The organism is Nocardia exalbida NBRC 100660 (assembly GCF_000308575.1).
In the GTDB taxonomy this organism is placed as follows: domain Bacteria; phylum Actinomycetota; class Actinomycetes; order Mycobacteriales; family Mycobacteriaceae; genus Nocardia; species Nocardia exalbida.
Map to the genome: position 1 here is coordinate 86596 of NZ_BAFZ01000034.1, position 21041 is coordinate 107636.

The window sequence follows — 21041 nt, forward strand, 5'->3', positions numbered from 1 at the left end:
CGGGTCCGATTCTGTGCTGTGCCCGAGGTCATCGCGTGCGATCTCGGCACACGAGCGGCGAACTGCGCGGTCGCGGTGAACTCCTGCATGTCGAAAGGGAATTCACCCACGCGTCCTCGGCGCACAGTTACTCTCGGACCGGCGTCACTTTGTTACGGAACCGATATCCGAGGGAGTTGGCGAAAAATGACCGTCTCGTCCGAATTGTCCAGCGCGGCGTGGGCCGCGGGTTTGCCGCAGTCACTGCGCGGCGAACTCGCGACGCTCGAGGAAGCGTACTTCCGCCACGTCGACGCGGGCGATGTGGACTGTGCGATCACCGGCATCACCCAGATCTTTCGCAGGCATTTGGAGTTGGCCGTGACTCGTCGCCCGGGTCGCGCGCTGGTCCGGGTTTATCACCCGGATGACGCTTCCGGAATCGGTGCGGCGGTGCAGATCGTCACCGACGACATGCCGCTGCTGGTCGAGTCGATCAGCTCGTCGCTGAGCCGGATCGGTGTGAGCGTCAGCGAGATCATCCACCCGATCTTCGAGGTGGAGCGGGACGAGCAGGGCCGGCTGACGCATGCCGCCGCGCACGAGGTGGACGGCACCGGCGCGGCCGGCCTGCGCGAATCCTGGATGCACGTGCAATTGCACCCGTCGACCAGTGCGGCGCTGCTGGCCAAGGTCGAATCCGCGATGCCGGATGTGGTGGACGACGTGCGGCAGGTGATCGGTGACACCGAGGCCATCAAGGAAGCGCAGAGCAAGCTGGCCGACGACCTGGAGCGGGCCGCGCGATCCGGGACGGCGCCGTTCGAACCGGCCGAACTGACCGACACCGCCAACCTGCTGCGCTGGCTGGCCGGGGGGAATTTCACCCTTCTCGGATACGCGCGCTACCGGCTGAGCACCGACCAGGGCAGGGAGATGACCACTGTCCTGCCCGCCACCTGCCTCGGCGTACTGCGTCCGGACGTGGGCACCGACTTCCACGTGCCGGTCAACGGCGGCGACCGTCCGCTGCTGACCCTCACGCAGGGGCTGGTTCCGGCTACCGTGCATCGTGCGGTGTACCCGTACTTCGTCAGCGTCGCCGACTTCGACGCGAACGGAGCGGTGGTCGGTGAGCACTTGTTCATCGGCGTCTTCACGGTCACCGCCGTGCACGAGAACGTCCTGGACATCCCGGTGATCGAGCGCCGAGTGCGCACGGCGATCGAGGAGAGCGGATTCGACCTGGAATCGTTCTCCGGTCAGGCGATGCTCGAGGTGATCCAGTCGTTCCCCCGCACCGAGCTGTTCTCCGCCGACGGCGAGACGCTGCGCCGCACCGCCACCGCCGTACTGAGCGTGGGCTTGCGCCGCCAGGTGCGCCTTTTCCTGCGCGCGGACACCTACGGCCGCTATGTCGCCTGCCTGGTCTACCTGCCCCGGGACCGATACACCACCAGGGCGCGGCTGGAGATGCAGGAGATCCTGGTCCGCGAACTGGGTGGGGTATCCATCGACTACTCCGCGCGAGTGGGCGAAAGCGATTTGGCGCGCGTGTATTTCACGGTGCGCATGCCGGAAGCCGAGCACGGCGCCCCGCGGCGGACGCCGCCCGTCGCCGACACTTCCGAGCCCAACCGGCTGCGTCTGCAGAACCTGCTCGCCGAGGCGACTCGTACCTGGGACGACCGCCTGAACGACGAGGTGAGCACGTCGACGGTGCTCGACCCCGCCGTGGTGCAGCAGTACGCGGAAGCCTTTCCCGAGGGCTACAAGCAGGATTTCGCCGCGCCCCGCGCGCTGCGGGACATCGTGCGCCTGGAGCGGCTGCGCGACGGCGGTATCGACCAATACCTGTACCGCAAGCCGGGTTCGGCACCGGGTTCATGGCGCTTCACGTTCTACATCGGTGGCAGCGGGATCTCGTTGAGCCAGGTGCTTCCGCTGTTGCAGAGCCTCGGGGTCGAGGTGGTCGACGAGCGGCCCTACCAGATCGAGCTGGAGGCCGCCGACGGCGCCGAAGGCGGTGAGCGGTGGATCTACGACTTCGGCCTGCTCGCCCGCGCGGAGCTGCTGCGCAGTTCGCTCGATCGGGATCTGGACGCGGAACTGCTGGAGTCCTCCAAGCGCGCCGACGTGCTGGAGGCGGAGGTGCGCGGGCTGCGGGAGCGGTTCGTGGAAGCCTTCGAGGCGATGTGGTATGGCCGCGCGGAGGCGGACGGCCTGAACGAACTCGTGCTGCGCGCCCGGCTGCCGTGGCGGGCCGTCTCGATCCTGCGCACCTACGCGAAGTATTTGCAGCAGGCGGGTTTTCCGTACAGCCAGGCCAATATCTGCCGTGTGCTGCTCACCTATCCGGATATCGCGCGCCTGTTCGTCGACCTGTTCGCGGCGCGCTTCGATCCCGACACCGTCTCCGCCGAGCACGCCGCGGAACTGGAGACGCAGGTGCGCGGCCGGATCGACGAGGTGGTCAGCCTGGACGCGGACCGCATCCTGCGCGCGATCCTCGGCCTGATCAAGGCGACGCTGCGCACCAATTACTACGTGACCGACGCGGAGGGCAAGCCGCGCGAATACGTCTCGGTGAAGGTGGAACCGCGGGAGATCGCCGAATTGCCCAGGCCGAAGCCGCAGTTCGAGATCTTCGTGTACTCGCCTCGGGTGGAAGGCGTGCACCTGCGGTTCGGTCCGGTGGCGCGTGGCGGATTGCGGTGGTCGGACCGGCTCGAGGACTTCCGCACCGAGATTCTGGGCTTGGTGAAGGCGCAGGCGGTGAAGAACGCGGTGATCGTGCCGGTCGGTGCGAAGGGCGGCTTCGTGGTGAAGCAACCGCCGGCGGCCACGGGCGATCCGGTCGCGGACCGGCAGGCGCTGGGTTCCGAGGGCGTGGCCTGCTATCGCACGTTCATCTCCGGCCTGCTGGATGTCACCGACAATGTGGACCGCGCGAGCGGGGAGGTGCTGCCCCCTGCCCGAGTCGTGCGGCGCGATGGTGACGACACGTACCTGGTGGTGGCGGCCGACAAGGGCACCGCGACGTTCTCCGACATCGCCAACGATGTGGCCCAGAGTTACGGCTTCTGGTTGGGCGACGCGTTCGCCTCCGGTGGATCCGCGGGTTATGACCACAAGGCGATGGGCATCACCGCCAAGGGCGCGTGGGAGAGCGTGAAGCGGCACTTCCGCGAGATGGACATCGATACGCAGACCCAGGACTTCACCGTGGTCGGCGTCGGTGACATGAGCGGCGACGTCTTCGGTAACGGGATGCTGTTGTCCGAGCACATTCGCCTGGTGGCGGCGTTCGACCACCGGCACATCTTCCTCGATCCCGATCCGGACGCGGCGCGTTCCTACCGGGAGCGGCAGCGGATGTTCGCGTTGCCGAGGTCGTCGTGGGCGGATTACGACACGTCGCTGATCAGTTCCGGCGGAGGTGTGTGGGACCGCACCGTGAAGGCCGTGCCGATCAGCCCGCAGGCCAGGGCGGCGCTGGGCCTCGGCGATGACGTCGTCTCGCTGTCGCCGCCGGATCTGGTCCGCGCCATCCTGCTCGCACCGGTCGATCTGCTGTGGAACGGCGGGATCGGCACCTACATCAAGGCGAGCACCGAGACCAACGCCGAAGTGGGCGACAAGTCCAACGACCCGGTGCGCGTCAACGGGAACAAGTTGCGGGTCAAGGTGATCGGCGAGGGCGGCAACCTCGGTGCGACGGCGCTGGGCCGCATCGAGTTCTGCCGCAGCGGCGGCAAGATGAACACCGACGCCTTGGACAACTCGGCGGGTGTGGACTGCTCCGACCACGAGGTCAACATCAAGATCCTGCTCGATGCCGTCGTCTCCGGCGGTCAGCTGCCGCCGGACGACCGCAATCCGCTGCTGGCCTCGATGACCGACGAGGTCGCGCAGATGGTCCTGCGGGACAACGTGGCGCAGAACTTCCTCATGGGTATCTCGCGCACCGAGGCGTCGCAGATGCTGAGCGTGCAGATGCGGCTCATCGAGGATCTCGAAGAGCGTCGCGGCCTGGATCGCGAACTCGAGGCGCTGCCCTCGGATCAGGAGATGAAGCGCAGGCTGGAAGAAGGCTCCGGGCTGGCATCGCCGGAGCTGGCCAATCTGATGGCGCACGTGAAGCTTTCGCTCAAGGCCGATCTGCTCGATTCCGACCTGCCCGACAGCCAGTACTTCGCCATGCGGCTGCCGGATTACTTCCCGACACCGCTGCGCGACCGCTTCGGGGCGGCGATCAAGCGGCACCGGCTGCGCCGGGAGATCGTCACCACCATGATCGCCAACGAGATGGTGGACTACGGCGGCATCACCTACGCGCACCGGTTGAACGAGGAGGCCGGCGCCACCACCACCGACGCGGTGCGCGCTTTCGCCGCCGCCAGCGGGATCTTCGACCTGCACAAGACGTGGACGCGAATCCGCGCCTGCGACGCGCCCACGTCGGTGCGCGACCTGCTCGAACTGGAGACGAAGCGCACGCTGGACCGGGCGTCGCGCTGGCTGCTGAGCAACCGGCCGCAGCCGATCGCGGTGGGCTCGGAAATCAGCCGGTACCGCGCCGACGTGCGCGAGCTGGCCCCGAAGGTGCCGGGATGGCTGCGCGGACATCACGTGTCGACCCTCACCGACCGGTCCGCCGAGCTGATCGCCCGCGGCGCGCCGACCGATCTGGCCACCGAGGTCTTCGGCCTGCTCCACCTGTTCCCGCTGCTGGACATCGTGGACATCGCCGACATCACCGACCGGGACGGCGACGAGGTCGGCTCGCTGTACTACGCGCTCAACGATCACCTCAAGATCGACTGGCTGTTGCAGGCGGTCAGCCACCTCGAACGCGGCGACCGCTGGCACGCGCTGGCGCGGCTCGCGCTGCGCGACGACATGTACGGGTCGCTGCGCTCGCTCACCCTCGACGTGCTCTCCGGCGGCGACCCCGAGGAGACGGCGGATGAGAAGATTGCATACTGGGAGTCGAAGAATCAGTCCCGCCTCGGCCGAGCCAGGGCGGCGCTGTCGGAATTGTTCGAGTCCGGAACCCACGATCTCGCCACGTTGTCGGTTGCAGCGCGGCAAGTGCGGAGCATGGTGAGCGGGGTGGGCGCTCAATCGGAGGTACCACGTTGACGAGTTCGGTGAGCGGAATTGGGAAAGCGGCGGGCAGCCTCGTGCTGCCCAGGCGTTTCCACGCCAAGGTGGACGTCAGGTGGTCGGACATGGACGTGTTCCAGCACGTCAACCATGCCCGGATGGTGACGTTGCTGGAGGAGGCGCGGATTCCGTGGCTGTTCGAGGACGGTCGTCCGACCGCGCCGCTGCGCGAGGGATGCGTACTCGCCGACCTGCGGGTCCGCTACCGCGGCCAGCTGCGGCACGAGGACACGCCGCTGGATATCGCCATGTGGATCGAGCAGTTGCGCGCGGTCGACTTCACCATCGGTTACGAGGTGCGGGCGGCGGGCGCGCAGCCCGATTCGCCCGCGGCCGTGGTCGCGTCCACGCAGATCGCGGCGTTCGACATGCGGGCCCAGCGATTGCGCAGGCTCACCGACGCCGAGCGTGATTACCTGTCCGAATGGATGGAGTGAGTGGCCGCGCGTCGATGATCGTCGAGTGCTGACGGCGGAGCTGCCGTGAGAGCGGAACAACGAGTGCTGCGTGTGCCGGATCCGGCGGAGCGAGAGAACCTCGCGACGTTTCTGACCAGGGCCGTGCGGCTGGACCCGGCGGCGGTGGTGCGCTTGCGCCGCCGCGGGGAGAAGTATGTCTCGGCCTGGGTGGCGACGGGTTTCGAGGCGCTGGCCATGCGCACGGTGGTCGCCGAGCTCGGTGTCGACGACGTGACCGTCGGCGCCGATCTCGTGCTGGCCGGTTCGGCGAGCGGCGGTCCGATCGACCTGGGATTCTCGATGGATTCCGCGTGGCGTGGCGCGCTGCCGCCCACCGACGGTTTCGCGCACGTCGACGACGTGCCCGCGCGCACCTTGGTGGAACTCGCCGAGCAGGGTGCGCAGCTGGCGAAGGAACACGGCAGCAGTCACGGACCGCCCGCCTCGTTGCTCGATCAGGCGGTGCTGACCGTGTCCGGCGGGGGCGTCCGGGTGGAGGTGCCGATGCGGGTCGTCTTCGCCCTCACGGCCATGGACTTCATCCCGCATTCGGGGGAGAAGGCCGACGCCCGTCGTATCCCGCCCACCGAGATCGTGCGCGTCCGGGCGACCAGGACTTGGCTGCGGCTCGACGCCCGCTACGGCTCCGTGGCTCGGCGGCTCGGCGGAGGGATTCCCCTGCTGCCGCATTGAGCGTGCCGCGCGCGGAAACCGCTGTGGGCCGGACACCGTTGCGCTGCTCGAATGTCCACGTCCGTGTCGTCGAGCGCGCTTCCAGCTCGCTGCTTCCGCGTAGAGGCCGCGTCCCGTCGATGCGCGCGGCCCGGGGCAGCGGGAGAGTGGTGCGAGAGTGGCTACCGACGCGCGAGGGTTCTCGGGGACCGAAAACGCTTCCCGGACCCCCGAGTGTGCTGCCTTGCAGTACTTTCGCTCTACAATGTGGCGGTTTCGCGGCGCCGTCGGCCCGCCTCGGGGGCGTGGATCGCCCGCTGGTGCCGGTGGGCGGTGTGCTGCCCGCGGTCGCGCGTATCGACGGTTGCCCGCGCGGGGTGTCGCGGCGCCGTTGGCCCGCTTCGAGGGTGGGTCGCCCGCTGGTGCCGCTGGGCGGTCGTGCTGCCGTCGGTCGCGCGCACGATCCGCTGACGACGGATCGTCGTGCGCCGGACCGGCCTTTCGCGAGAATCGAATTCGTTCCGGACGGTCATCATCGAGCTCGGTTGTGCCGTACGCGGTGCTATTCCTGTGCGCGAGGCGGACCCGGTAGCACGTGGACGCTCGGGAACGATCGATGGTATGGGCGGCGCCGTCGGCAGGAGGGGACGGCGCCGCCCCTCGCGAAAAAAGGTGGCAGGAAGCGTGTTCGGGCCCGTCAGGGGACGCCGAACGAGCGAAGGAGCGCCGCCGTCGCGGCGGCGGCGAGCATGACCAGCAGGATGGGGCGTTGGTACCAGGCCAACACTCCGCCGACGAGAACGCCTGCGGGCACGGCGAATCCGAGGCTCGCGGTGCCGATCGGCAGGGTGGTCACGGCCACCACCGCGGCCAGCAGTACGACGGCGCCGATTTCCAGCATGCGCACCGCGCGCGCCGGAATGCGCACCCGCTCGCGCAGCGCGGGCCCGGCCCAGCGAAACGCGTAGGTGCCCGCGGCGAGGGCGATGATTCCGGTGGCCAGCATCACGCGGCTCCCCGCGCGGCCGACGGCTCAGGTTTCCCCCGCACCACGACCAGCACCCCACAGAGGGCGAGGAGGACCGGCAGTCCGGTGGGCAGGAACGGAGCGCAGGCCAGTGCGATCGCCGTGCCCGCACCCACCGCGGCGAGGGTGGTGCGATCCCGCAGAGCCGGCAGCACCAGCGCGAGCAGGACTGCGGGAAACACCGCGTCGAGCCCGAACGCCGATGTGTCCGGGACCACCGATCCGATCAACGCCCCGATGGCCGCGCCGCCGGGCCAGGCGAGCAGTACCCCCGCGCCGGTGAGCCAGTAGGCCGCCCGCCTGCGCCGCGCGTCGGGCTGCGCGATGGTCATGGCGACCGACTCGTCGTTCAGCAGATGGACGCCCAGTGACCTGCGCCAGCCCGTGCCCACCGCGTCGGGGACCGACAGTCCGTACGGCACATGCCTGGCGTTCACCAGCAAACCCGCTAGCACCGCCGCGATCGGACTGCCCCCGGCGGCGACGATGCCGATGAAGAGGAATTCCGAGCTTCCGGCGAGCACCACGCACCCGAGCAGGATCGGAAGCCAGATCGGCAGGCCCGCCGCGACCGCGGTCGCCCCATAGGAGACCCCCATCACGCCGACGGCGAGACACACCGCCCCGATGCCCGTCATCACATCTCGATCGAGTGTTCGCCATATCGAACGCATGTTGTTTATAGTGAACATGGCGCCCGGTTCCGTCAATATGGTTTTCTGTCGCTATTCGCACGACCACGGAGCGAAGTGAGACCGAAGACGTAGCGCCACAGGCGACGCAGGACAACGGAGCGGGTATGACCGAGCGGGACGCGACGACCACACCCCAGGCGGTGATCGCCGCCGCGCTGCGCCGCGAGCGCACTCGGGCCGGGTTGTCGCTGAGCGAGGTCGCCGGCCGGGCGGGTATCGCGAAATCCACGTTGTCACAGTTGGAATCGGGCACCGGGAATCCGAGCCTGGAAACCCTGTGGGCGCTGTGCGTCACCCTGGATATGCCGTTCTCCCGACTGCTCGACCCGCCGCGCCCGAGCGTGCACGTGATTCGTGCCGGTGAGGGCCCGGTCGTCGCGGCCGAGCAATCCGAATACCGGGCGACCCTGCTGGCGGCGGGGCCGGCCAATTCCCGCCGCGATCTGTTTCGCATCACCGCGGAGCCGGGGCATGCGCGCCGATCGGATCCGCACATCGCCGGTGTGGTCGAACATGTACTGCTCGCCGAGGGGCGCGCGCTCGTCGGACCGGTCGACGCGCCCGTCGAACTACACCCGGGCGACTACATCGCGTACCCGGGTGACCGGCCGCACGTTTTCGAGGCGCTGGCCTCGCCGACCTGGGCGACGCTGGTGGTGGAATACACCTGATCGGTCAGGCGGCGCCTTCGCCGAGATACTGCAACCACACGGGGTCGAGTTCGGCGGTGGTGGACAGCAGGCGCCAGTGCGGGCCCTTCGGCGAGACCAGCGGGGCTCGCAGCGTCCAGCCCAGCTCGCTGAGCAGCTTGTCGGCTTTGCGGTGGTTGCACGGCGCGCAGCTGGCGACGCAGTTCTCCCAGGAATGCTCCCCGCCGCGGCTGCGCGGGATGACGTGATCGATGGTCTCGGCCTTGCCGCCGCAGTAACCGCAGCGGTAGCGATCGCGGTGCATGAGGGCGGCGCGGGTCATCGGCACCCGGGCGCGGTACGGGACGTGGACGTAGCTGCGCAGGCGGATCACGGAGGGGATGGCCACCGCCGTCTCGGCGGAGTGGACTACCGGCCCTTCGTCACTGTGATGAATGGCGTCGGCCTTGTCGCAGATGAGCAGGACGATCGCGCGGCGCGCGGACAGAGCGGTGAGCGGCTCGTAGGTGGCGTTCAACAGCAACACCCTGGTCTTGAGCCAGTTCGTGCCCTCGGTGGGCGGGGCGGTGGGGCGGGGTCCGTGGTCGTGATGGCCACGATGTCCACCCGGATGATGGTCGGACACGATGTGCAGCGGAGTAGCCCCCGACCCACGATTGTGGACGTCGGCGGGCTGGAGTTGTCGGTGCGCTCGCGCCTCGTGTGATCGGGCGCTGTGCCGCTGCTTCATCTCGACCTCGATTTCATGATTGGCAGGATCATGTGGTATCTGCAAAGCAGAGACTGTCACCCAGTTGACCATGGAATGTCGGGCATTGCACGGTGATTTTCAACAATGTCCGGTTAACTGTGGCTGAAGTGCCATTTCAGCGCGATGTTCCGGTTGCCGAGCGGCAGCGCGAGGGCAGTGCGGCGGCAGTCCCCGCGCGCGGGCACAATGGACAGCGGCGCATCCGGTGAATCGAGAGGGTCTATGACTTCGGGCGAGCAGACGGCGACGTCGTTCTACGAGGCGGTCGGTGGGGCGGGGACGTTCCAGCGGCTCGTCGCGACGTTCTACCGCGAGGTGGCCGCCGACGAGGTGCTGCGCCCGCTGTATCCGGAGGAGGATCTCGGCCCGGCGGAGCGACGCTTGCGAATGTTCCTCGAGCAGTACTGGGGCGGTCCGCGCACCTACTCCGACGAGCGCGGCCACCCTCGCCTGCGCATGCGGCACATGCCGTTCACCATCGGACCCATCGAGCGGGACGCATGGCTGCGGTGTATGCGCATCGCGGTCGCCGAGATCGAGCCCGAAACCCTGGATGACGAGCATCGCAAGGCGCTGCTGGACTACTTGGAGATGGCCGCCAACTCCTTGGTGAACGCCCCGTTCTGACAATGCGTTCGCCCTGGGGCGGCAGTGTGTTTTCTACCGCGTTGTGGTGACGACGGATTCGCTGGTGAACGCAGGGTGACGGAGGCATTGCGCCTGAGAGACGGTGTAGAGCAGGGTTTTTCGCCTCGGCGCAGGTCGCTGCTGAACATTTGCCCGCGATTCGAAAGCTCATTTCGCCTGAAGGCTTTCGCGTCGAAACTTTGGCACTATTGCGGATGTGAGTGATGCACCAGCCGTAACGGCGCCGGTGGATCCCACCACTCAGTCGTGGTGGCGGTCGGCCGTGTTCTACCAGGTTTATCCGAGATCTTTCGCGGACTCGAGCGGAGACGGGGTCGGCGATCTCGGGGGAGTCCGGGACAAACTGGGCTATCTCGAACTGCTCGGGGTCGACGCGCTGTGGATCTGCCCCGTGATGCGTTCGCCGATGGCCGACGGTGGCTATGACGTTGCCGACCCGCGTGACATCGATCAGCTCTTCGGCGGACTCGCCGCGATGGACGCGCTGATCGCCGAGGCGCACGCCCGCCGGATCAGGGTGACCATGGACCTGGTGCCCAACCACACCAGCGACCGGCATCCGTGGTTCCGCGCGGCACTGGCCGCGGCTCCCGGCAGCCCGGAACGCGACCGGTACATCTTCCGCGACGGCCGTGGACCCGGCGGCGCCGAGCCGCCCAACAACTGGCCGAGCATCTTCGGTGGCCCGGCCTGGACGAGGATCACCGAGCCCGACGGCACGCCCGGCCAGTGGTACCTGCACATCTTCGCCCGGGAACAGCCGGACCTGAACTGGTCGAATGCCGAGGTCGCCGCCGATTTCGAGCAGACGCTGCGGTTCTGGCTCGACCGGGGGGTGGACGGGTTCCGGATCGACGTCGCGCACGGCATGGCCAAGCCGGACGGTCTGCCCGACATGCCCCAGTTGTCCGTCTCGGCCCTGCTGGCGCACGACGACAGCGACCCGCGGTTCAACAACCCCGCCGTCCACGACATCCACCGCCGGATCCGCAAGGTGGTCGAGGAATACCCCGACGCGGTGACCATCGGTGAAGTGTGGGTGAACGACAACACCCGCTTCGGCGAGTACGTACGCCCCGACGAACTGCACCTGGCGTTCAACTTCCGCCTCGCGGAATCGTCGTTCGACGCCGAGGCGGTGCGCGACGCGATCGACAACTCGCTCGCCGCCGTCGCCCCGGTCTTCGCCGTCCCCACCTGGACGCTGTCCAACCACGACATCGAGCGCGAGGTCACCCGGTACGGCGGCGGCGCGCTCGGCGTCGCGCGCGCTCGGGCGATGATCCTGCTGGAACTGGCGCTGCCCGGTGCGGTGTTCATCTACAACGGCTCCGAGCTGGGGCTGCCCAACGTCGACGACCTGCCGGACGATGTGTTGCAGGATCCGGTGTGGGAGCGCTCCGGGCACACCCAGCGCGGCCGGGACGGCTGCCGGGTGCCGCTGCCGTGGGAGGGCGCCTCGCCGCCGTACGGGTTCACCACCGGAACGCCGTGGCTGCCCATGCCGCCGGACTGGGCGCCGCTGACCGTGGAGGCTCAGCTCGAGGAGCTGGGGTCCACCCTGTCGCTGTACCGCCTCGGTATCGAGCTGCGCTCGCTGCGTCCGGAGTTCGCCGGGGACCGGGTCGAGTGGTACGGCAGCCCGCCGGGCTGTCTCGCGTTCCGCCGACCGGGCGGACTGGTCTGCGTGCTCAACGCCTCGGACGCGCCCATCCAGCTACCGCCGGGAGACGTCCTGCTGGCCAGCGCGCAGGCCGAGGGCGGCCAGCTGCCGCCCAACGCGGCGGCCTGGTTGGTCTGAGACACGGCGAAACTCCCAGCTCGGCGGCGGTGCCGTCGACTCGGACGGCATTCCGGCGCGACCGGACGGAGAACTACTACAGAGGATCGTCTACCTTTGACCCGTGAGCATTCTCGAGACAGTGCTGATCTTCGCCGGCATCCCGCTGGTGATCTACGGCGTGATCGCCGGATTGTCGTTCCTCGGTAAGCCGCTGCCTGGCGAGAAGCCGGTCCACTTCGCCCTCGGCCAGAAGTGGACCCAGCCGCCGGTGCTGTGGAGTGCCACTGAAGAGGTGATCGGCTCGGGTCACCACTTTCCGGAAACGCCGCATGGACAGCATGCGGCCATCGAGTCCACCGCGGTGGAGCTGATCGGAGGACGGGCAAGTGGCAGGTTCTAAGTGGCCCGCGGTGGTCGAAGCCGATTTGCCGCACGGATACGCCATCACCACCAGCGGGCGCGTCTCCGGCGTGCACGAGGCGGGCGACGTGTTCAAGGAAGCGCCGTTCAACGATGAAGAGCGGCTCACCATGGACAACGTGCTGACCGAGGCGACTCGCGCGACCAAGGTGCGCTTCAACGTCTACATCGGCGATCTGGGCGAGGACCCGGCCGCGGCCGCGGACGCGATCTTCCCCGGCACGCCCGAGGCGGCGCACTCGGTGCTGATCGCCGTCTCGCCCAACGAGAAGGCGATCGAGGTGCGCTCGGGCAAGGCGGTCGCCGACCGTGCGAACGATCGCGTCTGCCAGCTCGGCGTCACCGCCGCGCTGAGCTCGTTCCGGCAGGGCCAGCTGATCGATGGCGTGGTCTCCGCGGTGCGCGTGATGGCCGCCGCGATCGGCAGGTAGTTTCGCTGTCGTAGTCCGGCGCTCCACCCGATCGGGTGGAGCGCCGGTTCCGGCTACGGCTGCGCGTCGAAGGCGCGGGCGCGCAGCGAGCGTTCGATGCCCGCCTTGCCTTCGCTGACCAGGCGGCGCAGCGCCGGCGGGTGGTCGCCCGCGAGGAACTTGTCCGCGACGGCCACCGCGTCCTCGCTGATCGCCCAGTGCGGGTAGAGGCCTACCACCACGGTCTGGGCGACTTCACTGGAGCGGCGCTCCCAGACGCCGGGGACCTCGGCGAAATATCGCTCCACGTAGGACGTGAGCAGCTCACCCTGTCCGGCGGGCGCGAAGCCGCCGACGATCGAGCGGGCGGTGACGTTGGGCACCGAGTCGTCGCCCATCACCGTCGCCCACGCCTGCTCCTTCACCTCGGCGATCGGACGCGCCGTCGCCGCGGCGGCCGCCTGCCGCTTGCCCGCCGCGGTCGGGTCGTTGGACAGCTCTTGGTCGATGACCGGCGTGTCCAGCCCGTCGGCGTCGACCTCGCCCGCCGCCGCGAGCGCGGCGAGAAGCCGCCAGCGCAGATCGGTGTCGACGACCAGGCCGGGCAGCCCGACCTTCGCCGGATCACCGTCGAGCAGTTCGCGCAGCACCTCGGTGTGCCAGGCCGACAGCTTCGCGCCGGTCAGCGCGTTGACGAAGGCCAGCTGGTGGTCGGAGCCCGGCTCGGCTTCGCGGGCCAGCTCCAGCAGCCGGTTGGCGTATTCCGGCCAGCCCGTGGCCGCGGCCCATTCGGGATCGGCGTAACTGCTCAGCGCGGTGTTGGCTTGCATCAGCAGCCGCTGCACCACGCCGATCTCGGTCTCGGCGCCAACGCCACGCTCGACCAGCGCCACGAAATCGCGGGCGCGGAACTCCGCCTGGCGGGTCATCTCCCAGGCCGCCGACCAGGCCAGCGTGCGCGGCAGCGGCTCCGCGATGTCGGCGATGCGGTTGACCAGCACGTCGAGCGAATCGGCATCGAGGCGGATCGAGCAGTAGGTGAGATCGTCGTCGTTGACCAGCACGAACTTGCCGCGCGGCACGCCGACCAGCTCGGGCACCTCGGTCCGTTCGGCGGCGTCGAGGTCGAGCTCGACGCGCTTCGTGCGCACCAGCTTTCCGTCCTGGTCGTCGTACACGCCGATGGCCAGGCGGTGCACGCGCCGCTCACCGGCGCCGGGCTGCGCGCCTTCCTGCACCACCGCGAAGGAGCCGAACTTCCCCTCGGCGTCCGCCTCGAAGTCCGGGCGCAGGATGTTCAACCCGGTGGTCTTGAGCCACTGCGCGCCCCACGTGGACAGATCGCGACCGGACGACTTCTCCAACGCCGACAGCAGGTCGTCGAAGGTGGCGTTGCCGTAGGCGTGATCGGCGAAGTACGCGCGCAGACCGGCCAGGAACGGCTCCAGGCCGACATAGGCGACGAGCTGCTTGAGGACGCTGGCGCCCTTGGCGTAGGTGATGCCGTCGAAGTTCACCTCGACCGCGGCGAGATCGGGGATGTCCGCGGCGATCGGGTGGGTGGAGGGCAGCTGGTCCTGCCGGTAGGCCCAGGACTTCTCCACGTTCGCGAACGTGGTCCACGCGCTGGCGTATTCGGTGGCCTCGGACTGGCACAGCACCGACGCGAAGGTGGCGAACGACTCGTTCAGCCACAGATCGTCCCACCACTTCATGGTGACCAGGTCGCCGAACCACATGTGCGCCATCTCGTGCAGCACGGTCTCGGCGCGGCGCTCGTAGGACGCCCGGGTGACCTTGGACCGGAAGACGTAGTCCTCCAGGAAGGTCACCGCGCCCGCGTTCTCCATCGCGCCCGCGTTGAACTCGGGGACGAACAGCTGGTCGTACTTGCCGAACGCGTACGGCACGCCGAAGTTGCGGTGGTAGAAGCCGAAACCCTGCTTGGTCTCGGTGAACAGCCGCTCGGCGTCCATGTACTCGGCCAGCGAGGCGCGGCAGTAGATGCCCAGCGGGATGTTGCCGTGCTCGTCGGTGTAGACGTCGGTCCACTGCGCGTACGGGCCCGCGATGAGCGCGACCAGGTAGGTGCTCATCTTCGGGGTGGTGCGGAAGACGTGTTTGCCCGGCTCCGGCGCGAGCGTCTGCACGACGGCGGCGTTGGAGATGACCTGCCAGTCCTCCGGTGCGGTGACGGCGAGGTCGAAGGTGGCTTTCAGGTCCGGCTGGTCGAAGCAGGCGAACATGCGCTTGGCATCGGCGGTTTCGAACTGCGAGTACAGGTACACGGCCTCGTCGGCGGGATCGACGAACCGGTGCAGGCCCTCGCCGGTGTGCGAGTACTCGCAGTCGGCCTCCACCACCAGCTCGTTGCGCTCGGCGAGGCCGGTCAGCGTGATCCCGGTCGACTCGTCGTAGTCGGAGACGTCCAGCGCGGTGCCGTTGAGCACCGCCGAGCGCACGCCGCGCGCCACGATGTCGATGAACGTGCTCGCGCCCGGCGTCGCGGTGAAGGTCACGGTGCTGCGGGAGAAGAAGGTGTGCTCGCCCGGTTCGCCCGCGCCATCGGTGAGGTCCAGCTCGACGCGGTAGTTCTCGACCGACACTGTCGCGGCGCGTTCGATCGCTTGGTCGCGAGTGAGATTGGGTGCGGACATAAGGCTCCTTCGGGGTCGAAGAACTGGCACGGGCGACACCCACAATGCCACCTCGGCGTAGCGGGCCGCGCGGGACTTTCCCGACAAATCTCGATGATCGGGCCCTCCTGCGCGCCGGGACGGCGGTGCGACCCGGGCGGCGCGGCGGCCGTGCTCGGGGACGGCGGTATTGTGCCTGGTACAGCACAGGTTCACCACCACGGATTCGGAGGCTCGACGTTGAAGCATGTGCACGCCGGGAAGGTGCGTGACCTGTACGAGGACGGCGACACGCTGCTGCTGGTCGCCTCCGACCGGGTGTCGGTGTACGACGTGGTGCTGCCCACCCCGATCCCGGACAAGGGCGCACTGCTGACGCAGCTGTCGAACTGGTGGTTCGAGTACTTCACCGACGTGCCCGATCACGTGGTCTCCGCGACCGACGTGCCCGCGGAGTTCGCCGGTCGCGGCATCCGGGTCAAGCCGTTGAAGATGGTGCAGGTGGAGTGCATCGCGCGCGGTTACCTGACCGGGTCGGGCCTGGTGGAATACCGGCGGACGGGCTCGGTGTCCGGGGTCGCGCTGCCGCCCGGACTGCGCGAGGGCGACCAGCTGCCGGAGCCGATCTTCACCCCGACCACCAAAGCGTCCGAGGGGCACGACGAGCCGATCACCTTCGCGGACGTGGTGAACCAGGAGGGGCGCGAGGTCGCCGAGCGGCTGCGCGAGCTGACCCTGCACCTCTACACCCGCGGGGCCGCGCACGCCGCCGAACGGGGTGTCATCGTCGCCGACACCAAGGTCGAATTCGGCTGGGACGGTGACGTGCTCACCCTCGGCGATGAAGTGCTCACGTCCGATTCCTCGCGTTTCTGGCCCGCCGACGAGTGGGAGCCGGGCCGCGCGCAACGTTCGTTCGACAAGCAGTTCGTTCGTGACTGGTCCACCTCCACGGGCTGGAACAAGGAGGCGCCCGGCCCGGAGATCCCGGCCGATGTCGTCGCGGCGACGCGCGAGAAGTATGTCGAGGCCTACGAACTCATCACCGGCCGGACCTGGGCGGGCGTGCCGCGGTAACGCTCAGTCGGTGAGCAACTCGGCCAGCCGGTCCAGACAGGGCCGCTGGCCGGCCACCAGTTTGTCGCGCGCGGTGGCCGTGTCGAACCATTCCGCGCGATCGATCTCCGGGAATTGCGCGAACCGGCCGGAGCGCGGCGGCCATTCCAGTTCGAAGGTTCCCGGCGCCACGGCGGCGGGGTCGAGATCGCCTTCGACGGCCCAAGCGGTGAGAACCTTCTTACCGTTGCTGTAGCGCATCTCGCCCAGCGGCCGCCACGTGCCGTCCGGGACCGGAAGTCCGAGTTCCTCGGTGAACTCGCGGCTCGCGGCGGCTCGCGCGTCCTCCGTCTCCGGTTCGTACTCGCCCTTCGGAATCGACCATGCGCCCAGGTCTTTTCGCGCCCAGAACGGACCACCCATGTGCCCGAGCAACACCTCGACGGCGCCGTCGGAGTTCCGGCGGAAGAGAAGGACTCCCGCACTGTGTCTGCCTGCCACACGCGTAGTCTGCCCGGTCGTGCTCGGCCGAGCGTGCTCGGCCGTCATGCCGGGCGCGTCGCCGGAGCAGCCGTTACGCGGGGAACGCCCCGTCGCCGCCGCTCGTGGGCTTCGGATCGCTCGCATGTCGAGCCGCCCGGATCGCACGACGCAGACCGTGGATGTGCGAAGCCTCGACATCCGCCTCACCCGCCGAGATTCGCCCGCGTTCCCTGGCGCAGCCGTGCCGCGCGGATCGTGAGGTAGTCGCGCTCGGGGACGCTCGTCGTGCGGGCGGCGGCTTTGGTGTAGCAAGCGATGGCCGCGTCCACCGCACCGGCCATCTCGTGCAGGTGGCCGCGTACGGCGTCGAGCCGGTGGGTCCCCGGCAGCCGGTCGTCGAGGGTCTCGGCCAGCGTGAGACCGGCTTGCGGTCCCGCCACCATCGCCGTCGCCACCGCCCGGTTGAGCGTGACCATGGGATTGTCCGAGAGCTGTTCGAGCCGGTCGTAGAGCGCCAGGATCTTGGCCCACTCGGTGTCCTCGGCACGCGCGGCCTGTGCGTGCAGGACCGCGATGGCCGCCTGGATCTGATAGGGGCCACGCAGGCCGCCGGCGAGCGTGCCGGTGACGAGAGTCGTTCCTTCGGTGATCAGCGCCCGGTTCCACAGCGCGCGATCCTGCTCGGCCAGCGGGATGAGCTCGCCGTGCGGGCCGGTGCGTGCCGCGCGCCGGGCGTCGGTCAGCAGCATCACTGCGAGCAGGCCGGTGACCTCGGGGTCTTCGGGCAGCAGCCGGTGCACCGCCCTGGTGAGCCGGATCGCCTCGTCGGACAGGTCCGTCCGCTGCAACGTGTGCCCCGAGCTGCTGGTGTGGCCTTCGTTGAAGATCAGGTACAGCACGTGCAGGACAGCGCCGAGCCGCTCCCGCCACCGCCGGTCACCCGGCTGCGCGAAGGGCCGCTCGACCGTGGCCAGCTTCTTCTTCGCCCGGGTGATCCGCTGCGCCATGGTCGCTTCCGGCAGCAGGAAGGCGCGGGCGATCTGGTCGGTGCCCAGGCCACCCACCGCGCGCAGCGTCAACGCGATGGCGGCGGCGGGCGACAGCGCCGGATGGCAGCACAGGAACAGCATGGTGAGCGTGTCGTCGTGGTCCACCGGAACGGCGTCGGTCACCTCGCGGTCGAAGGCGGTGGTCTCCCTGCGCCGCCGGGCCACCTCCGCGCGCACGGCGTCGGCCATGCGGCGCTGCGCGACCTGGATCAGCCAGGCCCGTGGATTGTCCGGCAAGCCCTCCTTCGGCCACTGGGTCGCGGCCGCCAGCAGCGCTTCCTGTAACGCGTCCTCGGCGGTGTCGAAGTCGCCGAAGCGGCGGAGGAGCGTTCCGAGGACCTGCGGCGCCAGTGCGCGCAGCAGGTCCTCGGTGCTCGCCGGGAGCGGTGTGTCGTCGGGCACCGCACGCCGGTCGCTCATTGCTCGGTGGCGGGGGCGCCCATCACCGCGCGAACTTCGATGTACTCGCCGATCGGTTTACCGCCCGGACCGGGTGCGGCGGAGGCCTGCGCGGCGATCTCGTAGGCCCGTTCGGGGCTGTCCACGTCGACGATCCAGTACCCGGCCAGGAACTCCTTGGTCTCCGGGAAAGGCCCGTCGGTGACCACCGGCGCCGACCGGCCGTCGGAATTGACGATCCGTGCCTCGTCCGGCCCGGCCAACCCCTGCGCGTCCACCAGCTCGCCCGCCTCGGCCAGCTGCGCACCCAGCGCGCGCTGGAAGTCTATGTGCGCTCGGATTTCTTCCGGGGACCATTCGTTGATCGGTGTGTCGCAGTACGCGGTAGGTCCGTAGGTCTTCAGCAGCATGTACTTCACGATTCGTGTCCTCTTTTCCGGCCTCCGGCCGCGTGGAGCGCCCCGGTGGCGCTCGCAAGCAGGTCGGAGGCACGCGCGCGGATTCGACACAACTCGTCGGTGATCCACGTCACAGCTCGGTGGTGGTGTCGGCCAGCCGCTCCGGGTCGACCGGATCGCCCGCGAGAATCAGTTCCTTGATCCGGTCGGTCACGTCCCAGATGTTCACGTTCATCCCGGCGAGCACCCGGTTGCCGGAGTCCAGCCAGAACGCCACGAACTCGCGCGCCGTCGTATCGCCGCGCACGACGACCCTGGCGTATTCACCCGGTGCGGCGAACCCGGTGTACTCCATGCCCAGGTCGTACTGGTCGGTGAAGAAGTAGGGCAGCCGGTCGTAGGCCGCCTGCTCGCCGAGCATGGTCGCGGCGGCGACCGCGGGTTGGTTGAGTGCGTTCGCCCAGTGCTCCACCCGGATCCGCCTGCCGAGGACCGGGTGCTGCTGCGCCGCGATGTCACCGACCGCGACGATATCCGGATCGCTGGCGGCCAGGCGTTCGTCGACGAGCACGCCGTCGTCCACCGCGAGCCCGCCATCGGCGGCCAGATCGACGTTCGGGCGCGCGCCGACGGCGACCAGTATCGCGTCGGCTTCGATCGTGCTGCCGTCCGCGAGCCGGACGCCGTTGGCGACGTCGGTGGCGATGGCCTCCTCGGTGGTGATCGCGTCGACCTGAGCGCCGAACCGGAAATCGACACCGTTGGCGCGGTGCAGGTCGGCGAAGACCTGGGCCATCTCCGGGCCGAGTACCGCCAGCAGCGGTAGGTCGGCGCGTTCGACGATGGTCACCTCGACCCCGGCCGAGCGCGCTGCCGCCGCGACCTCCAGGCCGATCCAGCCCGCTCCGATGATGACGATCCGGCGCGCGCTGCCGAACAGTTCGATCAAGGTGTCGGAATCCTCGATGGTCCGCAACGTGTACACGTTGGGCGCGTCGGCGCCGGGAACCGGCAGCGTCCGCGGCGTCGAACCGGTGGCGAGGGCGAGCTTGTCGTAGGGCAGGGTGGAATCGTCGGGCAGGGTGATCGTCTTCGCCGCGGGGTCGAGGCCGGTGACGGTGGTGCCGAGGCGGACCTCGACGTGGTGGTCGCGGTACCACTGCGCGGGAACGACGGTGAACTCGGGCAGCGACTTCTTCCCCGCGAGGTGCTCCTTCGACAGCGGCGGCCGTTCGTAGGGCAAGTGCTCCTCGGCCCCGATCAGCGTCACGGTTCCGTCGAAGTCCTTGGCGCGCAACGTTTCCGCGAGCTTGGCCGCGCCCAGCCCGCCGCCGACGATGACGAAACGCCGGTCAGAACTCATCGCGGACTCCTTCTCCGAAGGGAACCAAGCTCCTGCCGACCAACCCTACTGGCAGCCGTGCGCGGCGCTCGGGAAAACGGCCCCGCGGATGGGAACGAATCGCGAGCCGCCGTGGTTGCTCGGTAGGGCGGCCGAGTGTGTCCGCCGTCCGTCCAGATGTGATCGAGAGGAAGCCGCCCGTGACCGACAAAGCCACCAAGGACGTCGTCGATTTCTGGTTCGACCCGCTGTGCCCGTGGTGTTGGATCACGTCCCGCTGGATTCTCGAGGTCGAGCAGGTACGTGACATCGAAGCCCGCTTCCACGTGATGAGCCTGTCGGTACTGAACGAGGGCAAGGACGTGCCCCCGCAGTACCAGGAATTGCTCGCCACGGGCTGGGGTCCGGTCCGCGTCGCGATCGCCGCGGCGCAGGAGCACGGCGACAAGGTCCTGTTGCCGCTGTACACCGCCATGGGCACGCGCATCCACAACCGGCGTGCCGAGTACGAACGCGAGAGCCGCGAGGAGTCCCTCACCGCGGTGATCGCCGACTCGCTCGCCGAGGTGGGCCTGCCCGCCGAGCTGGCCGCGGCCGCCGAGAGCACCGACTACGACGAGGCGCTGCGCAAGAGCCACCACGCGGGCATGGACAAGGTGGGGCCGGATGTCGGCACCCCGACCATCCACATCAACGGGACCGCGTTCTTCGGCCCGGTCCTGTCCCGGATCCCGCGCGGCGAGGAGGCGGGCAAAGTCTGGGACGGCGCCGTGGCACTGGCGTCCTACCCGCACTTCTTCGAGCTGAAGCGCACGCGGACGGAAGATCCGTCGTTCGACTGAGCACCGTGCGCGGGTGCCGGCGTGCGGCACCCGCGCATCGTCACAGCACGGACTTCGGCGGGCTCGCCGGTAGCTGACCGTAGGAGCTCGCGTAGCCGCCCGCGGGCACGTTCGCGCCAGCGGGCGGCGCCGGACGCAGGAACAACTTCCCGTGCCTGCTGCGGTCGCGCAGCG

Annotated in this window: 18 protein-coding genes; 10 read left to right on the top strand and 8 right to left on the bottom strand. The window is 69.0% G+C overall.

Features of this window, described 5'->3' with window-relative positions; translation table 11 throughout:
- The first annotated feature begins 186 nt into the window (after nt 1-186).
- Genes ON29_RS07375 through ON29_RS07385 form a run of 3 tightly spaced genes read left to right on the top strand, consistent with a single transcriptional unit; the run spans nt 187 to nt 6299 of the window.
- Entirely contained in the window at nt 187-5124 is a 4938-nt protein-coding gene (locus ON29_RS07375) for an NAD-glutamate dehydrogenase (RefSeq protein ID WP_040865394.1), read from the top strand.
- An 8-nt stretch (nt 5125-5132) separates the two neighbouring features.
- Nucleotides 5133-5585: an acyl-CoA thioesterase gene (locus ON29_RS07380; RefSeq protein WP_281032518.1), complete on the top strand. Its 453-nt coding sequence runs from the start codon at nt 5133-5135 to the stop codon at nt 5583-5585.
- A 45-nt stretch (nt 5586-5630) separates the two neighbouring features.
- Nucleotides 5631-6299 (top strand): DUF8185 domain-containing protein, encoded by a 669-nt coding sequence (locus ON29_RS07385; protein WP_040865396.1) that lies wholly within the window; start codon nt 5631-5633, stop codon nt 6297-6299.
- A gap of 676 nt (nt 6300-6975) precedes the next feature.
- Here ON29_RS07385 and ON29_RS07390 read toward each other — a convergent pair.
- Both ON29_RS07390 and ON29_RS07395 read right to left on the bottom strand, forming a co-directional pair.
- Nucleotides 6976-7284: an AzlD domain-containing protein gene (locus ON29_RS07390; RefSeq protein ID WP_040865397.1), complete on the bottom strand. Its 309-nt coding sequence runs from the start codon at nt 7282-7284 to the stop codon at nt 6976-6978.
- Nucleotides 7284-7979 carry an AzlC family ABC transporter permease gene (locus ON29_RS07395; RefSeq protein ID WP_040865398.1) on the bottom strand — a complete coding sequence of 232 codons (696 nt, stop codon included), beginning with the start codon at nt 7977-7979 and terminating at the stop codon, nt 7284-7286. The genes ON29_RS07390 and ON29_RS07395 overlap by 1 nt, the downstream gene beginning before the upstream one ends.
- Before the next feature lie 125 nt (nt 7980-8104).
- Here ON29_RS07395 and ON29_RS07400 point away from each other — a divergent pair, with 125 nt between their 5' ends.
- Nucleotides 8105-8671 (top strand): helix-turn-helix domain-containing protein, encoded by a 567-nt coding sequence (locus tag ON29_RS07400; RefSeq protein ID WP_040865399.1) that lies wholly within the window; start codon nt 8105-8107, stop codon nt 8669-8671.
- Between the two features lie 4 nt (nt 8672-8675).
- On the opposite strand, the gene ON29_RS07405 is transcribed toward ON29_RS07400, so the two are convergent.
- Entirely contained in the window at nt 8676-9380 is a 705-nt protein-coding gene (locus ON29_RS07405; RefSeq protein ID WP_174371788.1) for an HNH endonuclease, read from the bottom strand.
- Nucleotides 9381-9623: 243 nt separating this feature from the next.
- Between ON29_RS07405 and ON29_RS07410 the strand changes: the two genes are divergently transcribed.
- The 4 genes from ON29_RS07410 to ON29_RS07425 all read left to right on the top strand — a co-directional run bounded on the left by ON29_RS07410 (nt 9624) and on the right by ON29_RS07425 (nt 12683).
- Nucleotides 9624-10028: a globin gene (locus tag ON29_RS07410; RefSeq protein WP_040865401.1), complete on the top strand. Its 405-nt coding sequence runs from the start codon at nt 9624-9626 to the stop codon at nt 10026-10028.
- 217 nt (nt 10029-10245) lie between these two features.
- The gene (locus ON29_RS07415) at nt 10246-11850 is read left to right on the top strand and encodes a glycoside hydrolase family 13 protein (protein ID WP_051174960.1); all 1605 of its coding nucleotides are present in this window, start codon (nt 10246-10248) and stop codon (nt 11848-11850) included.
- Between the two features lie 103 nt (nt 11851-11953).
- On the top strand, nt 11954-12232 hold the full coding sequence (gene ctaJ, locus ON29_RS07420) for an aa3-type cytochrome oxidase subunit CtaJ (protein WP_040865403.1): 279 nt from the start codon (nt 11954-11956) through the stop codon (nt 12230-12232).
- Nucleotides 12219-12683, top strand: coding sequence for a DUF5130 domain-containing protein (locus tag ON29_RS07425; RefSeq protein ID WP_040865404.1), 465 nt, complete (start codon nt 12219-12221; stop codon nt 12681-12683). The genes ctaJ and ON29_RS07425 overlap by 14 nt, the downstream gene beginning before the upstream one ends.
- 53 nt (nt 12684-12736) lie before the next feature.
- On the opposite strand, the gene pepN is transcribed toward ON29_RS07425, so the two are convergent.
- Nucleotides 12737-15319 carry an aminopeptidase N gene (gene pepN / locus ON29_RS07430; RefSeq protein WP_040865405.1) on the bottom strand — a complete coding sequence of 861 codons (2583 nt, stop codon included), beginning with the start codon at nt 15317-15319 and terminating at the stop codon, nt 12737-12739.
- A 219-nt stretch (nt 15320-15538) separates the two neighbouring features.
- On the opposite strand from pepN, the gene ON29_RS07435 reads away from it, so the two are divergent.
- Entirely contained in the window at nt 15539-16375 is an 837-nt protein-coding gene (locus ON29_RS07435; protein WP_040865406.1) for a phosphoribosylaminoimidazolesuccinocarboxamide synthase, read from the top strand.
- 3 nt (nt 16376-16378) lie between these two features.
- On the opposite strand, the gene ON29_RS07440 is transcribed toward ON29_RS07435, so the two are convergent.
- The 4 genes from ON29_RS07440 to ON29_RS07455 all read right to left on the bottom strand — a co-directional run bounded on the left by ON29_RS07440 (nt 16379) and on the right by ON29_RS07455 (nt 20046).
- Entirely contained in the window at nt 16379-16855 is a 477-nt protein-coding gene (locus tag ON29_RS07440; protein ID WP_040865407.1) for an NUDIX hydrolase, read from the bottom strand.
- Between the two features lie 185 nt (nt 16856-17040).
- Nucleotides 17041-18306 carry an RNA polymerase sigma factor gene (locus tag ON29_RS07445; protein ID WP_051174961.1) on the bottom strand — a complete coding sequence of 422 codons (1266 nt, stop codon included), beginning with the start codon at nt 18304-18306 and terminating at the stop codon, nt 17041-17043.
- Entirely contained in the window at nt 18303-18704 is a 402-nt protein-coding gene (locus tag ON29_RS07450) for a YciI family protein (RefSeq protein WP_174371789.1), read from the bottom strand. Before ON29_RS07450 ends, ON29_RS07445 begins: the two co-directional genes overlap by 4 nt.
- Nucleotides 18705-18813: 109 nt before the next feature.
- Complete coding sequence (locus ON29_RS07455; protein WP_040865408.1) at nt 18814-20046, bottom strand: NAD(P)/FAD-dependent oxidoreductase; 1233 nt, start codon at nt 20044-20046, stop codon at nt 18814-18816.
- Between the two features lie 179 nt (nt 20047-20225).
- Between ON29_RS07455 and ON29_RS07460 the strand changes: the two genes are divergently transcribed.
- Complete coding sequence (locus ON29_RS07460) at nt 20226-20867, top strand: mycothiol-dependent nitroreductase Rv2466c family protein (protein WP_040865409.1); 642 nt, start codon at nt 20226-20228, stop codon at nt 20865-20867.
- The last annotated feature ends 174 nt before the right edge of the window (nt 20868-21041 follow it).